This window comes from Paenibacillus rigui (genome assembly GCF_002234615.1).
Classification (GTDB): domain Bacteria; phylum Bacillota; class Bacilli; order Paenibacillales; family NBRC-103111; genus Paenibacillus_S; species Paenibacillus_S rigui.
The window spans coordinates 58183-74143 of record NZ_NMQW01000043.1 but is presented as its reverse complement, the minus strand read 5'-3'; the positions used below and the strand labels follow the sequence as shown (position 1 = coordinate 74143).

The following is a 15961-nucleotide window of genomic DNA, read 5'->3' as shown; positions in this document are numbered from 1 at the left end:
GCTATCAATCATGGTCGAATGGAGAGATGAAAATGCAAATCGCAGCACAGCTGTACACGTTAAGAGAGCATTTGAAAACACCGGAAGACATTGCAGCGACTCTAAAAAAGGTGAAACAAATCGGCTACAACGCCGTTCAAGTATCTGGTGTCGGTCCTATCGATAACCAGGCGCTGAAGGATTTGGCGGATCAGGAGCAGCTAACGATCTGTGCGACGCATATTCCATTCTCCGATCTGACGGACAAGCTGGATGAGGTGATTGCGAAGCATCAGCTCTGGGGCTGCAAGTATGTCGGGCTCGGAGGACTGCCGCAGGAGTACCGTGCAAGCCGCGAAGGGTACAGCTCCTTTGCGAAGCTGGCAACGGATATCGGACGAAAGCTGAAGGAAGCGGGCTTGACGTTTATTTATCATAATCATGATTTTGAATTCGTTAAATTTGACGGGAAGACGGGAATGGATATTTTACTCGAGGAAACGGACCCGTCCACCGTCGATTTCGAGCTGGACGTGTACTGGGTGCAGGCAGGCGGCGCCGATCCGGCCGAATGGATCCGCAAAGTGGAAGGACGGATGAAAGTCGTCCACTTGAAGGACATGATTGTTACCGGACCGCGTGAGCCCCGGTTCGCCGAGGTTGGGGAGGGCAATATGAATTTCACCCGTATTCTTGAGGCGTGCGAAGACATCGGTGTCGAGTGGGCAGCGGTAGAGCAGGATCAGACGTATGAGCGTGATCCGTTCGAGAGCTTGGCTATCAGCTTGCGCAATCTGCAAAGCAGAGGCTTCGGCTTGCAGGGATAGGCGGCAGGCTGGCGGTAAGGCCGGAGCGTGAGCGCAGAAGGCAGCTCCCGGTACGGTTCGGGAGCCCGGAGCCACCTGCTGAGATGGACTCAGGCTGCATAGCTGTTAGCCAGGGTGAGCGGGCAGCGCTAGGCGAGGGATGGCTCGCCAACAAAGCTTCTTGCGGGGAGCAGCATTAAAAAGGAAAGTCCTCCGGGCCAGAAGCAGGCACGAAGGACTTTTCTTATTTTTGATAACAAACTGGAAGAAATCACTTGAGACCCCGGTTTAAACGAGAACCTGCAATGGAAACATTGCTATTTCACGGTCCGGCCCCGTAGCCGCCGATCACGATAAGCTCCCCGTCGATGACCTGAAAAGGATGACGGGGGAGCCTGTTATTTGCTCCGAACCAGCAGGTCAATCGCTTCTTGAACCACTTTGCTGGAATCCCGCCCGGCTTCCCGTTCCTCGATGATACATTTCTCCAGGTTTACGGCTACCAGATAAGCAATCGCCTTATCTGCGGCGCTTCGCACGGCGGACAGCTGACTCACGACGTCCTTGCAGTGCTGCTGTTCCTCCATCATATTCAAGACACCGCGAATTTGTCCTTCAATGCGGCGCAGCCGCTTTTTCACATTATCATCGTACTCCATACCGATCCGACCCCTTTCATAGATACGTCTATGGGTATATAGTATCACTTCATGTACATAGAACTCAATGCTGGAAAAAGGGGCACACAGGCTAGAGGGGAGCCGTTCTTCGCGAATAGCACGATAACGATGGGCATAGCCATCGGACTTTCGCAGCGCTAACCCACCCTTTTGAACTGGCTTGTATACAAGCCGTAGTAGAACCCCTGCTGCGCGAGCAGCTGCTCATGAGTACCGCGTTCGATAATTTCCCCGCCGTCAATGACGAGGATTTGATCGGCTTCGCGGATCGTGCTGAGCCTGTGCGCGATAACGAAGCTGGTGCGCCCCTTCATCAGCACATGCATCGCTTCCTGAATGTGCATCTCCGTGCGCGTATCGACGCTGCTCGTCGCTTCGTCGAGAATTAGAATCGCCGGGTCAGCCAGAATCGCCCGGGCGATGGTGAGAAGCTGCCGCTGCCCCTGGCTCAGGTTGCTGCCTTCAGCGGACAGCTGCGTTCCGTAGCCGCCGGGCAGCTTGCGGATGAACGCATCCGCATTGGCCAGCTTCGCAGCGGCCTCGACCTCCGCGTCCGTGGCATCGAGGCGGCCGTACCGGATGTTCTCGCGGATTGTGTCCGAGAACAGATACGCATCCTGCAGCACGATGCCGAGCTGGCTGCGCAGGCTGTTTTTATCCAGCTGGCGAACGTTCTCGCCATCGATTGTAATCTCTCCGCTCTCGATTTCATAGAAGCGGGTGAGCAGGTTGACGATCGTCGTCTTGCCGGCCCCCGTCGGCCCGACGAGCGCAATCGTATCGCCCGGCTTCGCGGTCAGGTTCACGTGCTTCAGCACGGGAACTCCTTCCTTGTAGCTGAAGGTAACGTCACGGAAGACAACCTCGCCCTGTACGTGGTGCAAGGGCTTCAGACCGGCGTCCTGCTCGTATTCAGAGGCCGTATCGAGAATCTCGAACACGCGCTCAGCGCCGGCTACCGCCGATTGGATGACGTTGAACTGGTTCGCCAGTTCATTGATGGGGCGGCCGAACTGCTTCGAATAATTCAGGAAGCTGACGATGATGCCGATGCTCGTCATACCTTTGAAGGCAAGCCAACCGCCGATGGCCGCAATCAGCGCAAAGTTCACGTTATTGATGACGTTCATCACCGGCCCGACGGTCCCGGAGAAGATTTGTGCTTGAATGCCGACGGCGTTCAGCTTTTGATTAATAACGCTGAATTGCTCGGCAGCTTTGTCCTCCCTGCGGAACACCTTGACGACCTTTTGCCCGGACACGGTTTCCTGAATAAATCCGTTCAGCTCGCCGAGCTGCTGCTGCTGGGCGGTGAAATACTTGCGCGTCCGCTTCGCGATCTGTCCGGTCACGAGCATGACAAGAGGGATGGTCACGAGGCTGACAATCGTCATCCATACGTCCAGCATCAGCATCAGGACGAAAGCGCCCATTACGGTCAAAACGCTGGACAAGAGCTGAGTGACGCTCTGATTCAGCGTATTCGACACATTCTCGATGTCGTTGGTCGTCCGGCTCATCAGCTCGCCGTGCGTCCTCGCGTCGAAATAGGGGAGAGGCAGCAGCTGCAGCCTGGCGAAGACATCCTGCCGCAGCTCGCGGACCGTACGCTGGGAAACCCCGATCATGACGTACGATTGGTACCAGGTCATAGCCGCACTGAGCAGGTAGACGGCGATCAGGCTGAGCGACAGCCATACGAGACCGTTATAATCCTTCGGAATAATATATTTATCGATGGCGGTGCCGATCAAGTAAGGACCGATCAGGGACAGGCCGGAGCTGATCGCGGTCAGCATCAGGACGTAGACCAGACTGGCCCGCTGCCGGCCGAGATAGCCCCAGATGCGCTTCAACGTAAGGGACGTATGCTTCGGCCGTACCTTGGGCGCCATGCCTCGGGCTCCCGGTCCGCCGGAGCCTCCGCCCATGCCCATGTGCATCCCCATGCCGCCGATGGGCGGCATACCGGCAGGTCTTGCGCCTCCGGCCTCAGCCGGTCGGGTTGGTTGTTCAGCCATGTGCAAGCTCCTCCTTTCCGAGCTGGGAACGGTAAATGTCCTGATACACAGCGGAGCTGCGGTACAGCTCGGCGTGCGTGCCCTCGGCGACGATGCGCCCTTCGTCGAGCACCAGGATTTTGTCCGCATCGAGCACGGACGATATCCGCTGCGCGATCAGAAAGCACGTGCTGGTGCGCATCAGCTCCCGCAGCGCTCTCTGAATGCGCGATTCGGTACCGAGATCGACGGCGCTCGTGCTGTCGTCGAGGATCAGGATGGCGGGCCGGACGAGCAGCGCCCTGGCGATGGAGATGCGCTGCTTTTGCCCGCCGGACAGGTTCACGCCCCGCTGGCCAAGCAGCGTATCGTAGCCGCCCGGCATCCGGGCGATGAACTCATGCGCCTGCGCCGCTTGGGCTGCGGCCTTGACCTCCGCGTCCGTCGCATCCGGACGGCCGAAGCGGATATTGTCACGGATGGTGCCCGTGAACAGGAAGGACTCCTGCAGCACCATTCCGACGTGCGTTCTCAGGTGCTGCAGCTGAATGTCCCGCACATCGGTGCCGTCGATGAGCACCTGGCCCCCGGTCGTATCGTACAGCCGCGGGATCAGATGGACGAGCGACGATTTGCCCGAGCCGGTGGCGCCCAGAATGGCGACGGTTCTCCCGGGCTCTGCGGTGAAGCTGATATCGCGCAGCGCCAATTCCTGCTGGTTCGGATACGCGAAGGAAACGCGGTCGAACGTGACGCGCCCCTGCCGAATAGCTGCGTCGGAGGCTTGAGGGCGATCCGTAATTTCCGACTCGGTGCGGAGCACTTCATTCACCCGGTCTGCGGATACTTTGGCTCGCGACACATTCATCAGAATCATGCCGACCATCGAAAATGACATCAGCACCTGCGTCACATAGTTGATGAAAGCGACCAGGTCCCCGACGGGCATGGAGCCTTCCCAGACATGGTGGCCGCCGAACCAGAGCACCGCAACGATACTCAGATTCAGAATCAGCATCATGACCGGCATATTAATCGAGACGACGCGCGAGGCTCTCAGCGCGATGTCCATATAATCCTGATTGGCGGCTTGAAACCGCTTGTTCTCAAAACGGGAGCGCACGAACGCCTTGACGACGCGGATCCCGGTCAAATTTTCCTGCAGCACCGTATTCACTTGATCCAGCTTGTTCTGCACCATGGAGAACAGCGGGAACGCGAAGCGGATCAGCACGTACAGCACGAGAAAAAGAATCGGCAGCACGATGGCCAGCACCAGCGCGAGGCGGGGGCTGATCGTCACGGCCATAATCAGACTGCCAAGAGCCAAAAACGGGGAGCGGATGAGAATGCGCAGCGTCATCTGCACCATATTTTGCAGCTGAACGATATCGTTCGTCAGTCTCGTAATTAACGAACCGGCCGGGATGCGGTCCAGATTGCGGAAAGAAAACGATTGCACCTTCTGGAACAAATCTTTCCGCAGATCCGCGCCGAAGCATTGGGAGGCGATGCTCGAGTAAATCGTGCAGCCGATGCCTCCGAGCAGCCCGATCAGGGCGATGCCGATCATGGCCAGGCCGGTTTGTTGAATATGCGGGAGGTCGCCGCGAAGGACGCCCTCATTGATAATGCTGGCCATCAGCTTGGGCTGCAGCAGGTCCATGTAGACCTCGAGCAGCATAAAAAGCGGGGCCAATAACGATGCCTTCCAGTACGGCTTCAAATAGCCGCGTAATTTCCACATGCAGTGTACCACCTCATTTACGGTTAGGTTGATCCTTCTCAGTCAGGAGGCTTTGCTCGAAGCTCTTCATGTTGTCGTACATTTGCAGCAGCAGGCGGCGCATCATCCGTTTCTCCTCCTCGGATATATGCTGAAAGCACTGAATTTCCAGGAAGTTCATCGCTTCCTTCACTTCACTCAGGGCTTCCCTGCCTTTGTCGGTCAAATAGGCGCGGGAGATGCGCTGGTCCTGAGGGTCGGGACGGCGTTCCACATGGCCCGTTTTCTCCATCCGCTTCAGCATCACTGTGACAGTGGCGGGGGTAAGCTGCAAATGCTGGGCAATTTCCTTCTGGCTGTGCCCCTCGTGGCGGGACAAATGGAAGAGGAGCGGGGGCTGACCCGGATACACCTCTTGGTCGCGCAGAAGCAGGTGAACATTGCTGCGGCGAAGCTTCATCATTCGCGATAGGATGAAGGTAAGTGACTCCGATTCGTAAATATCCTGACGTTCCATTCGTTCCTCCAAAAAATTAGTTAGTCGACTAAATATAAGTGTAAAGGACTTCCAAAAGGGAGTCAATAGGATGTTGGGAGAAAAGCTGGAGCCCCATCTTCGCTCGTCTGCTGTACCTTTCTGCGGATTCCCGGAGCCAGAATCAGGCGGCAAGGATGGGGTAAGAGAGACATATGCTTCACTAAGAAGCTATAACTTTCACAACCTTCTGAACGACGGGTTATTTAGGCGCTTGGATATGAATCCCGCCGCCGTTTGCCTTCGTCACGTCCAGCTTCAAGATATCCGAGAAGAAGGCAAGAGGCACATACAGCTTCTCGGTGTGAAGGATCGGCGCGGTTCCCAGCTGAACAGGGGCCATTTTGTTGATCGTATAGCTGTCCTTGCCCTCCTGCACCGCTGTCCATTGAGCGCCTTTACTGAGCTCCGCCTGGCGCTTCTCCGCGTTCCAGGTCAGCTTGTAGCCCAGCGCCTCCGTCACGGCACGCAGAGGAAGCATGGTTACCCCGGCGTCGTTCACGTAAGCTTGTGCCTCGCCGGAGGGCAGCGGCTTCCCGTTCACAGCCAAGCCGCCTGCCGGCGCAGCTGCGGAAGAGCCGCCGGCCAGCGGAATGCGAAATTCCGGATTGCCGGCGGCGCCCGGGGCAATTTCGTATTTGCCGAAGACGATGACCGCCTCGCCGTTCTCTACATAGAACGTTTGAGCATCGGAAATACCTTGGAACGCATCCTTGAAGTAGTCCTCCGGCTTCGCTTGAATCGCCTGTCCAATGATGCCGTCAATTGTCTGCTTATAGCTGTCCCCGAACAGGTCCCGCAGCGTCAACGGCTTCGCTTCCGCCTCATTCGTGAAGTTATAGGCATCTACGCGAGACATTCCGTTGGCACCGCCTGTGTAAGTATACGTCATCACCTTCAAGGAGACACGGTTGGCCTCCTCCGGTCTGCCCGCTGCTTTGACTTCGTACCGGACGTCGAACCCATAAGGGCGGAACTCGTAGCCGCCGCTCTGCTTCGCTTCATCCGCATCCTGCTGCGCCTGCTGCTCCAGTGCAGCCAGCTCCTCCATCGCGTGCCGCTCAATGATGTCGTTCACTTCCGCCTGATAACGGGTATCCTTCATCCCGGACAAGACAGGGATGCTCAATTTTGCTATTAGCAGAGCATTCTCTTTGGTTACGTCTTTGGATGTAATAGCAATCGTGGAGAGAGGGGCTTGCGGAGCGATGGCCGCCGAGATCGGAACCGCCTGAACAGGAGCTTCCGCTGCCCAGGATACCGGGGTTCCCCCCACAAGCATGCAGCCGGCCAGGCCTAAGGTAAGTAATGGATAAGTGCGTTTCATCAGAATTTCCCTCCTGTAATCGTTGTTTACATGTTTATCATATCGTATCGGCTGCTGAAGAGATTTACAAAATAGTTACATTACCGTCGGCTGACAAAAGGCTTCCAGCTGATTTTATGCATAACAAAAACCACTCCCCGCATTGGGTGATATATCCAATGACGCAAGGGAGCGGGATTTTGTTGCAGTTTCCGGTGTCTGGAGACGGGGAAGCTTTAGAGAGCTGCCGCGAGCCGTGAGCCGCGAGCGTAGCTCACAGCATTTTGACCATATGGTCATACCGCTTTCCATGAATGGTTCGATGCTTGTCAGTCTCGTACCCGAGCCTTTGGTACAGCGCCTGCGCCCGGGTATTGGATTGCTCTACGTTCAGTGCAATTTTGCAATAGCACTGCTGCCGGGCGGCCTGCTCCGCGGCAGAGATCAGCTCGGTGCCGATGCCGCGGCCTTTCCACTGCGGGGATACCGCCAAGGCGTCGATGTAATATTCGTCCTCATCGGCTTCCTGATCCAGCACGGCCTCTCTGTCCGGCAAGAGCTCGTGCAGGCGGTCCAGCAGCGGCTGGTCGATCGCCTTGGCGTGCTGTCCGTGATAGCAAAGAATCATGCCTGCGATTTGCCGGTCCAGCACTTTGACAAGGACATGCTCGTAGCTTAGCCGGTTTCCTTCCCGGGTGAAAAAATAAGTGAGCCGCTCCACCGCTTCTTCATGGGTCGCCGCTCCCGTTAATTGATAGCCGATATCTTGAATGGCATCCAGAATCAAAGGGACGGTCGCCGCAGCGTCTTCGGGTGTGGCCGGTCGTATGATGTTCATGTTGGTTCCTCCGTTAGGACAATAGGTTGTAAGACAAAATGCGAGCTCAACGGGTGTCGGCGATTTCGTAAGGCAGATCAGCGGTTAAGTTTCTCATTCTGCGCCGATTTTCACAAACGCATGCCATCCTAAAAGACGGCAAAGCCGGTCATCCTCGTTTCGGGCAGGCATAGCCTCTCCAATTTTATGGAAAAATACAACGGGAAGCAAGGCAGACGGTACTTGCAGAAGAGCGTGATTCCTTGCACAGCGGCAAGTTTCGCATCGAAAATTATTGTATACTAGGATAAAACATACTCATCTATTCAATGGGACAAGACGAAGCGGGGAGGCGGCAAAGAGGATGCGATTAAGTGTATTGGACCAATCGCCTGTAGCGGTAGGCAGCAATGCGGTAGAAGCGCTGGCGAACACGGGACGGCTGGCGGAGGAGACGGAGAAGCTGGGATATCACCGGTTTTGGGTGTCGGAGCATCACTTTACGGCAAGCTTGGCCGGCTCTAGCCCTGAGGTGCTTATCAGCCATCTGGCGGCACGGACGACGAGGCTGCGCATCGGATCCGGCGGCGTGATGCTGCCTCACTACAGCGCCTACAAGGTGGCGGAAAATTTCCGCCTGCTCGAGGCGCTGTACCCCGGGCGCATCGACCTTGGCCTCGGCCGCGCGCCGGGCGGCATGCCGCTGGCAACGCAGGCGCTGCAGGAGGGCAAGGCAAGGGGCATCGACCGGTACCCGGAGCAGATGGACGATCTCATCGCTTATCTCCACGATTCGCTGCCGGATACGCATCCGCTGGCCGATCTGCGGGCGATGCCGCTGATCGACACGGTGCCCGAGCTGTGGCTGCTCGGCTCCAGCGGCGAAAGCGCCAAGCTGGCCGCTGAACGGGGGGCGGGCTTCGCCTTCGCCCACTTCATCAACGGCTATGGCGGTGCCGAGGAGATGCGCGCCTACCGCCGCAGCTTCCAGCCGTCCGTAGTTGGCGGCAAGCCCCGGTCGCTCGTCGCGATCCATGCCTTCTGCGGAGAGACCGAGGAAGAGGCGGATGAGATGGCGTCGAGCCTGGATCTGACGCTGCTGCTGCGGGAGAAGAACCGGCAGACCGCCGGAGTGGCGACGGTGGCGATGGCGCGTAATTATCCTTACTCCGAGTACGACCGGAGCCGGATCGAGGATAACCGCAGGCGGATGATCGTCGGCACGCCGGAGCAGGTCAAGGAGCGGCTTCAGCAGCTCGCCGAGCAGTATGAGGCGGACGAAATGATGATCGTCACCATTACCCACAGCATGGAAGCGAAGCTGAAGTCGTACCGGCTTCTGGCCGAAGCGTTCCAGCTGCTTCCGTCTAAAGCGGAAGGCGGTTCCCGTATATGACGACGAAGGAGCAGCTTGTGGTACAACTGAGACAGACCATCACAGCGTGCCGAGCGGACGAGGACCTGCCCTTCTGGGGCGAGGTGTTCGTCCTGCTGCATGAGCTGAAGAAGGTGCCTTCAAGCCAAATGCCGCTCTACGAGCTGGAGCCGGTAGGCGAGGTAACGTATGACCGCTTGAAACGCTTGTTTATCGTGCGTATCCCGGACATGGATATCCAAATGAAGGATGCGGAGCTGGCGGACGCGATCGTCAAGAAGGGGTTGTTTCATCCGAAAGCTCTGAAGGCCGTCGTACCGGAAAAGGGCTTCGGGCAGCCCGAAGCCGGGAAATCACCCCACTTCAATCAGGAAGGGGGTCCTTCGTAACGTAAATTGCTCTTAGATACCGGCTTATTAATTATTAATGGATTTCCTGCTGCTCCGCGCTTTCCTCCGGCCAATGCAGCTCCATCCAATCGAGCTCGTCGCGGACCCGGTCGGCAAAATATTTGTTCACGTAGCTTTTCACGAACAGCTCCCGCATCTCCCGGTTTTCCTCCTTGCGGAATAGGCCGACCCTCCGCAGCCGCTCGGAGGCCGGCTTGGTGGACCAAAGGTGAAGCGCCGTTTGCTCCAGTTGGATCTCAATCCGTTTGCGTGTGATGACATCGGCCAGCCGCTGCTTGCGCAGCTCCAGCCGGGACGGGTACAGCGGAAGCGGATGAAGGGGAAGCTCGGGCACAGTCCACTGCTCGTACATCCGCTCGAGCTCCTTCAGTTGGGCGGCTGCAACCTCCTCGAAGGCGGTCCGCATTTCCTGGACCAGCTGGTTTTTGATCACGTCGATGGAAGGGGCTTGCAGCTGTGCGGCGAGGTCGTAGTCCTTCGGAAACGGACGAAGCTCGCAATGCTCCGCCAGCTGGCCGAAGATGCCCTCCAGCGACCACCCTTTTTCCCTCCATTCATAGATGTATCGTGCGATTTGCAGGTCCAGCTCATCGTATACCTTCTCATGCCCTGCGCGGTTGATATAATGAAGCCGGCGCTCCTCCATCTGCTTGAACCAGCCGTCCACCGTATTGTGATGCTTGCCGATGACCTTCGAAAACTCCCTGATTTGCCAAAACGTTTCCATACAAACAGCTCCTTTTATTGGATTGTACAGATAACAATAGCCCGGTTCTCGTGCGGCTTTTGCGGTATACTTATGAATTCGATTCACGGTCGTGTCGAATCCTTCAAAGAATTATAGGAGGTTTTAAGAACAACTGTCGTCTGGGTTGGGGATTGTGTTCGATTTTGGTGAAGTTGTGTTCAATCCTCTCATTTTCGCAGCCGGAGGGCTCTTTTATACTGAAGGTACAAAGTTACTTTCTGAAGAAAAGGGTGAGCCCGATATGCGTACACAATCTACGACCATTTCCCAAAAGGCTCAAAAGCGGGCCTCCGCCTTCATATTGAAAGGCCGCTGGGAATCGCCTTGGGCCGGATATTTATTCATCTCCCCATGGCTGCTTGGCTTCTTGCTGTTAACGTTATGGCCGATGATCCGGTCCATCTATTATTCATTTACCAAGTTTACCCTGCTCGATGCCCCCGAATGGGTCGGCATGAGAAACTATGAACGGATTTTCAGCGACGATGAAACGTTCCGGCAATCGCTCTATGTTACCCTGATGTTTGTCGTTCTGTCTGTCCCGTTAAAGCTGTTAAGCGCCCTGCTGGTCGCGATGCTGCTCAACAAGAAGATTAAAGGCATCTCCGTGTACCGTACGTTTATTTATTTGCCGTCGCTGATCGGCAGCAGTATTGCGGTTGCGGTTTTGTGGAAAAATATTTTTGGAATCGACGGCTTTATCAACAAGTTTCTCAGCGTATTCGGCGTCAAAGGGATCAGCTGGATCAGCAGTCCGGGTACCGCACTCGGCACATTGATTATATTGGTGGCCTGGCAGTTCGGCTCCTCGATGGTTATCTTCCTTGCAGGGCTGAAGCAAATTCCGTCGGAGCTGTATGAAGCATCCTCGGTGGACGGTGCGTCGAAGCTCAGACAATTTTTCAACATCACGCTGCCGATGCTCTCTCCGGTGCTGCTGTTCAATCTCGTGCTGCAAACGATCGGTTCGTTCCAGATGTTCACGCAGGCGTTCATCATTACGAAGGGCGGTCCGGTCAACTCGACCTATATGTATGCGCTGTATTTGTACGACAGAGCCTTCGCCCGCTATGACATGGGTTACGCGTCCGCGCTGGCCTGGATTCTCCTGGTCATTATTGCGATTGCGACAGCCCTGATCTTCGCATCGTCCCGCTACTGGGTATTCTACGAGACAGAAGGAGGACGCAAGAAATGAGTTCAATCCAACGCCGAACCATCGGTTCTCATATCTTCTTAGCCGTATTCAGTATCATCATGGTGTATCCGATTCTGTGGTGGGTGGGGGCCGCATTCAAGTCCAATGACGAGATGAGCTCGCCCAATCTGTTCCCGACCGAATGGCTGTGGAGCAATTTCACGGATGGCTGGGTTGCGCTGCCGAAATATACGTTCACCCATTTCTATATCAACACGTTCGAGCTGATTCTGGGCGTTCTGATCACGTCCGTGCTTTCCTGCAGTATTGTGGCCTTCGGCTTCGCCCGTTTGGATTTTCCGCTCAAAAACTTCTGGTTCTCTATTCTGATGGTGACCTTGATGCTGCCGAGTCAGGTGACGATGGTTCCTCAATACATTATGTTCAATGCCTTCGGCTGGATTAACACGTACCTGCCGTTCTATGTACCGCACGCACTCGCGGGCGGCATCGGCGGACCGTTCTTTATTTTCCTGCTCATTCAGTTTATCCGGGCGATTCCGAAGGACCTGGACGAGTCGGCCAAAATGGACGGCTGCAGCTGGTTCGGCATCTACTGGCGGATCATTATGCCTTTGACGAAGCCGGCGCTCGTGACGGTTGCGATCTACTGCTTCCTCTGGAACTGGGATGACTTCTTCGGCCACCTGCTGTACATCAACTCGGTCGATAAATATACGGTGGGGCTTGCCCTCAAGCTGTTCGTCGACAGCCAGTCGGCCCTGCCTTGGGGCCAGCTGCTCGCGATGTCACTCGTATCGGTCATTCCTTCGCTCATCATTTTCTTCATGGCTCAGCGGCATTTTGTGGATGGCATTGCCTCCGGTGCAGTGAAGGGGTAAAATCATAGACGCTACTTATGAAAAGCTGCGATATTGTGCAGCTTTTTTGCCTTATTCCAAGCAGCCGTCTGTATCGGGCCTACCGTCTTGGATGCATGGCCATGGAAGGAGAGTCCGGATGAATTTATTCAAACGCGTGCGGATCGACCGCTTGTTTTTTAGCAGCTTTGCTGCCTTTATTTCGGTCCTATTGCTCGTTTTTACGTGGATCAGCTACAGCATTACGTCCCGGGAGCTGGCGGATACGACGTCGTACTACCAGCAGGATTTGCTCAACGAGCTGAACAAGCAGCTCGATATCCAGCTCAAATCGATCGAGCAAATGTCGCTCGCGGCATCGCGGAATATGAACACGATCGGTTATGACCCGTTTGAAAAGGATTCCTTCGAACGGTTTCGCCGCAAGGACGACATGCTGAGGATGCTCTCCAGCATCACCTATAGCACCACGATGGTGCAGTCCATTTATTTATACATCGATAATCCTTCGCTTACCGATGCCCAGGCACCTGTGCAAATTCTCGATATGCAGCATGTGCGGGACGAGCCGTGGTATCCCGAGATTCAGAAAAATGACTTCACCTGGATCGGGGAACGGACGCTGCCCACCTATTCGGGGCCGCAGCAGTTCGTCACCTTTGCCCGCAAGCTGTACAACAATTCCGACAAATACTACGGGCTGCTTATGCTCAACGTGAAGGCCTCGGCGATTGAAAGCCTGGTGCGGGGGGAGACGGACGGTAAAGAGAAGAACCGGCTGCTGCTGGATGCGGGAGGGCGAACCATCGCTGCGATCGGAAAGCCGGCGCTAAGCAGCACCGAGCTGGAGCTGATCGGCAGTAAGGATGCCAAGTCCAACTACATTCATATGCCCGCGAGTCAAGGAGAGGAGTCTTTGCTCGTCTGGAGCAAGGTGCGTTCCGACTGGACACTCGTCGAGATTACGCCATGGAAAAATATTGTGCACGGCAGTGTCCGCCTTGCTTATATTCTCGTCTCCATCGGCCTGACGGCGATCTTCATCGCTTCGTTCTTTACGTTGTTTCTGTCGAGGCAGTTCACAAAGCCGATCCGGCTGCTGCTCGCGATGATGGGGCGGGTACCGGCCAAGGGCGCTACGGTAGACCTGCCGGTCGACTATAAGAACGAATTCGGCAGCCTGTTCAACGGCTACCGCCGCCAGATGGAACGCATCGACGAGCTGCTGCAATCGCTTCAAGCGCAGCATAAGCGTCAGCGGGAGGCGGAGATTTTGGCGCTGCAGGCGATGATTAATCCTCACTTTTTATATAACACGCTGGATCAGTTGAATTGGATTGCTATCGACTCGGGACAAGAGAAGATCAGCAAAATTGTATCGCTCATGGGGAAAATGTTCCGCATCGGCCTCTCCAACGGGGAAACGGTCATCCCGATCCGGGATGAGCTGACGCATGTGGACTGCTACCTGCAAATTCAAAGTGTTCGCTGGGGAGAACGGCTCAAGTATTCGATTGAAGTCGAGGACGAGCTGAACGATCTGTATATTCCACGGTTAACGATACAGCCTTTTGTAGAGAATGCATTTATTCACGGGTTTCATGGAAGAAGAGCCGGAGAGGTCCGCGTCGAGGTGAGAAGAAGGGACTCGAACGTGGAGATTACCGTTACCGACAACGGCGTCGGACTGAAGCCGGGCTGGGACGCGCCGAAGCCGCGCAGGACGGGCGGTTACGGAGTCCGCAATGTGATGGACCGGATGGCGGCTTATTTCGGGCAGCCATATGGTGTGAGCATGCGCAATAGGGATGGAGAAGGGACGGAAGTGTTGATTCTGCTGCCTGCGATACACAACAAACTTGAGGTGGAGGAGAAGTTCCATGTGGAGAGTACTCATTATTGATGATGATTTTCAAGTGCTGGAAGGGATGAAGAAATCGATCCCATGGGAACGGCTGGAGGCGGAATGGGCAGGGGAAGCCATGGACGGGCAGGAGGGGCTTCAGAAAGTAAAGGAAACGAGCCCGGACATTATTATTACGGATATTTATATGCCGGTCATGAACGGGCTGGAGATGATAGAGCAGTTGAAGCAGGAGGGCTTCTCGGGAGAAATCGTCATTCTGAGCGGCTATTCCGACTTCCAGTATGCGCGCCAGGCGCTGCGGCTGCAGGTGAGCGATTACTTGTCGAAGCCGGTGACGATGGAAGAGCTGGGCAGCGTGCTGGAGCGCGTCATCCGTGAGCTTGAGAGCAAGGAGCTCGAGAAGCTGGAGCAGGAGGAGACCCGGCGCAGGCTGATGATGTACGAGCCTTTCGTGCAGAAGGAATGGTTGAAGTCGGTCGTGACAGGAACGCTGGAGCGGACGATGGCCGAAGAAAGCATGGAACCGGTAGACGTTGAAAGATGGCTTCGGCGCAAGCATGTCGTGATGGGGATCGAGCTGATGGGAACGGACCGCATCTCGAACCTGACGCTGACGGATTGGAGCTTGTTCCGATTTGCGCTGGCCAACATCATCTGTGAAGTGCTGGAGCGGGATTGGCCGGCATCGGATTTCATCGAGCTGCACAGCCACCATGCGGCCATTGTGTTTCACATCCCTCTCGGGCAGTCTGACGAGGAAGCTCTGGACCGCATTCGCCGGATTGGCGGCTATCTTGCGGAATGCACGCAGACCTATTTGAAGCTGAGCATCCGCACGGGGCTGGGGAGGGTTAAGACGGATTGGCGGCAGCTCTCCGACTCCACAGAGGAGGCCTTTCTGGACCTGCTGCAGCAAACGCTGACCGGGGACGAGGGGACCCGCATGTCCGGCATGTCCGGAATGTCCGGCATGGAGGAGCCCGCCTTTACGATTCGGCCCATCAAGTTTTATCAGGAGATGGCCGAGGCGATTGTGTACTCCAAGGAGGAGGCGACGCTTGCGATCGTGGACGCCTATTTGGAGCAGCTCCGTCAGATGCCGTCGATCACGCCGGCGTATCTGCAATACTTATGCACGGAGCTGTGGACCATCCTCGCCTATTCGCTATATAGCACAGGCGTGGTGCTGGATGACTTGTTCCCCGACCTTCCCGCTGCGCAGGAAATTGCCAAGGTTCACACGATCGAAGGGCTGAGGGAGTGGCTGCAGCATAAAATCCATGGCATCGCCTCCCACCGCGGCTGGAGCGAGCATTCCAAGCATAAGGACGCCATCGATTTCATGCTTCATTACGCGCACGAGCATTATGCGGAGGAAATCGGGCTGGAGGATTTGTCCAAGCAGCTGTATTTATCCCGCAATTATTTGAACCGGATGTTCAAGAAAGCGACGGGTGAAACGTTTACGAACTATTTGATCCGTGTCCGGATGGAGAAGGCCAAGGCGCTGCTGGCGGAAGGGAAGCACATGATCTACGAGATTGCGGAGAAGGTGGGCTACAAGAACGTCGCCTATTTCAGCTCGATTTTCAAAAAGCATTACGGTATGAATCCCAGCGAGCTCGGCAAAAAATAGTTTGTGCCCGATTGTGGTATAAATGTGTTCATTACTCTTATTTTTGTTGGACCCTTT

The 15961-nt window shown here is 55.8% G+C and carries 14 protein-coding genes; 7 read left to right on the top strand and 7 right to left on the bottom strand.

Going from position 1 to position 15961, the window contains the following annotated elements; genetic code table 11:
* Positions 1–32: 32 nt before the first annotated feature.
* Positions 33–806, top strand: a complete 774-nt coding sequence (locus CF651_RS25095) for a sugar phosphate isomerase/epimerase family protein (RefSeq protein ID WP_245856145.1) — start codon at positions 33–35, stop codon at positions 804–806.
* A gap of 377 nt (positions 807–1183) precedes the next feature.
* Here CF651_RS25095 and CF651_RS25090 read toward each other — a convergent pair whose 3' ends face one another.
* From CF651_RS25090 to CF651_RS25065, 6 genes are all read right to left on the bottom strand, one after another.
* On the bottom strand, positions 1184–1444 hold the full coding sequence (locus CF651_RS25090; RefSeq protein ID WP_179232986.1) for a metal-sensitive transcriptional regulator: 261 nt from the start codon (positions 1442–1444) through the stop codon (positions 1184–1186).
* Positions 1445–1602: 158 nt separating this feature from the next.
* On the bottom strand, positions 1603–3414 hold the full coding sequence (locus CF651_RS25085; protein ID WP_094017647.1) for an ABC transporter ATP-binding protein: 1812 nt from the start codon (positions 3412–3414) through the stop codon (positions 1603–1605).
* Positions 3415–3478: 64 nt separating this feature from the next.
* On the bottom strand, positions 3479–5212 hold the full coding sequence (locus tag CF651_RS25080; protein WP_094017623.1) for an ABC transporter ATP-binding protein: 1734 nt from the start codon (positions 5210–5212) through the stop codon (positions 3479–3481).
* A gap of 13 nt (positions 5213–5225) precedes the next feature.
* A complete protein-coding gene (locus CF651_RS25075) occupies positions 5226–5708 on the bottom strand; it encodes a MarR family winged helix-turn-helix transcriptional regulator (protein ID WP_094017622.1) in 483 nt (160 codons plus the stop codon).
* A gap of 220 nt (positions 5709–5928) precedes the next feature.
* Positions 5929–7053, bottom strand: a complete 1125-nt coding sequence (locus CF651_RS25070) for a stalk domain-containing protein (protein ID WP_094017621.1) — start codon at positions 7051–7053, stop codon at positions 5929–5931.
* 253 nt (positions 7054–7306) lie between these two features.
* Positions 7307–7870 (bottom strand): GNAT family N-acetyltransferase, encoded by a 564-nt coding sequence (locus tag CF651_RS25065; RefSeq protein ID WP_094017620.1) that lies wholly within the window; start codon positions 7868–7870, stop codon positions 7307–7309.
* A gap of 343 nt (positions 7871–8213) precedes the next feature.
* On the opposite strand from CF651_RS25065, the gene CF651_RS25060 reads away from it, so the two are divergent.
* Entirely contained in the window at positions 8214–9245 is a 1032-nt protein-coding gene (locus CF651_RS25060) for an LLM class flavin-dependent oxidoreductase (RefSeq protein ID WP_094017619.1), read from the top strand.
* Entirely contained in the window at positions 9242–9613 is a 372-nt protein-coding gene (locus CF651_RS25055) for a hypothetical protein (RefSeq protein ID WP_094017618.1), read from the top strand. Before CF651_RS25060 ends, CF651_RS25055 begins: the two co-directional genes overlap by 4 nt.
* Positions 9614–9647: 34 nt before the next feature.
* On the opposite strand, the gene CF651_RS25050 is transcribed toward CF651_RS25055, so the two are convergent.
* A complete protein-coding gene (locus CF651_RS25050; RefSeq protein ID WP_094017617.1) occupies positions 9648–10361 on the bottom strand; it encodes a hypothetical protein in 714 nt (237 codons plus the stop codon).
* Between the two features lie 262 nt (positions 10362–10623).
* On the opposite strand from CF651_RS25050, the gene CF651_RS25045 reads away from it, so the two are divergent.
* The 4 genes from CF651_RS25045 to CF651_RS25030 all read left to right on the top strand — a co-directional run bounded on the left by CF651_RS25045 (position 10624) and on the right by CF651_RS25030 (position 15904).
* Positions 10624–11580 carry a carbohydrate ABC transporter permease gene (locus CF651_RS25045; protein ID WP_094017646.1) on the top strand — a complete coding sequence of 319 codons (957 nt, stop codon included), beginning with the start codon at positions 10624–10626 and terminating at the stop codon, positions 11578–11580.
* Complete coding sequence (locus CF651_RS25040; RefSeq protein WP_094017616.1) at positions 11577–12422, top strand: carbohydrate ABC transporter permease; 846 nt, start codon at positions 11577–11579, stop codon at positions 12420–12422. The genes CF651_RS25045 and CF651_RS25040 overlap by 4 nt, the downstream gene beginning before the upstream one ends.
* Positions 12423–12540: 118 nt before the next feature.
* A complete protein-coding gene (locus tag CF651_RS25035) occupies positions 12541–14304 on the top strand; it encodes a sensor histidine kinase (protein WP_179232985.1) in 1764 nt (587 codons plus the stop codon).
* Positions 14282–15904, top strand: coding sequence for a response regulator transcription factor (locus CF651_RS25030; protein WP_094017614.1), 1623 nt, complete (start codon positions 14282–14284; stop codon positions 15902–15904). Before CF651_RS25035 ends, CF651_RS25030 begins: the two co-directional genes overlap by 23 nt.
* The last annotated feature ends 57 nt before the right edge of the window (positions 15905–15961 follow it).

Excerpts from the sequence above, each read along its gene's own strand:
- CF651_RS25095 (WP_245856145.1), top strand. The coding sequence starts at position 33 with ATGCAAATCGCAGCACAGCTGTACACGTTAAGAGAGCATTTGAAAACA.
- CF651_RS25090 (WP_179232986.1), bottom strand. The coding sequence starts at position 1,444 with ATGGAGTACGATGATAATGTGAAAAAGCGGCTGCGCCGCATTGAAGGA.
- CF651_RS25085 (WP_094017647.1), bottom strand. The coding sequence starts at position 3,414 with ATGGGGATGCACATGGGCATGGGCGGAGGCTCCGGCGGACCGGGAGCC.
- CF651_RS25080 (WP_094017623.1), bottom strand. The coding sequence starts at position 5,212 with ATGTGGAAATTACGCGGCTATTTGAAGCCGTACTGGAAGGCATCGTTA.
- CF651_RS25075 (WP_094017622.1), bottom strand. The coding sequence starts at position 5,708 with ATGGAACGTCAGGATATTTACGAATCGGAGTCACTTACCTTCATCCTA.
- CF651_RS25070 (WP_094017621.1), bottom strand. The coding sequence starts at position 7,053 with ATGAAACGCACTTATCCATTACTTACCTTAGGCCTGGCCGGCTGCATG.
- CF651_RS25065 (WP_094017620.1), bottom strand. The coding sequence starts at position 7,870 with ATGAACATCATACGACCGGCCACACCCGAAGACGCTGCGGCGACCGTC.
- CF651_RS25060 (WP_094017619.1), top strand. The coding sequence starts at position 8,214 with ATGCGATTAAGTGTATTGGACCAATCGCCTGTAGCGGTAGGCAGCAAT.
- CF651_RS25055 (WP_094017618.1), top strand. The coding sequence starts at position 9,242 with ATGACGACGAAGGAGCAGCTTGTGGTACAACTGAGACAGACCATCACA.
- CF651_RS25050 (WP_094017617.1), bottom strand. The coding sequence starts at position 10,361 with ATGGAAACGTTTTGGCAAATCAGGGAGTTTTCGAAGGTCATCGGCAAG.
- CF651_RS25045 (WP_094017646.1), top strand. The coding sequence starts at position 10,624 with ATGCGTACACAATCTACGACCATTTCCCAAAAGGCTCAAAAGCGGGCC.
- CF651_RS25040 (WP_094017616.1), top strand. The coding sequence starts at position 11,577 with ATGAGTTCAATCCAACGCCGAACCATCGGTTCTCATATCTTCTTAGCC.
- CF651_RS25035 (WP_179232985.1), top strand. The coding sequence starts at position 12,541 with ATGAATTTATTCAAACGCGTGCGGATCGACCGCTTGTTTTTTAGCAGC.
- CF651_RS25030 (WP_094017614.1), top strand. The coding sequence starts at position 14,282 with ATGTGGAGAGTACTCATTATTGATGATGATTTTCAAGTGCTGGAAGGG.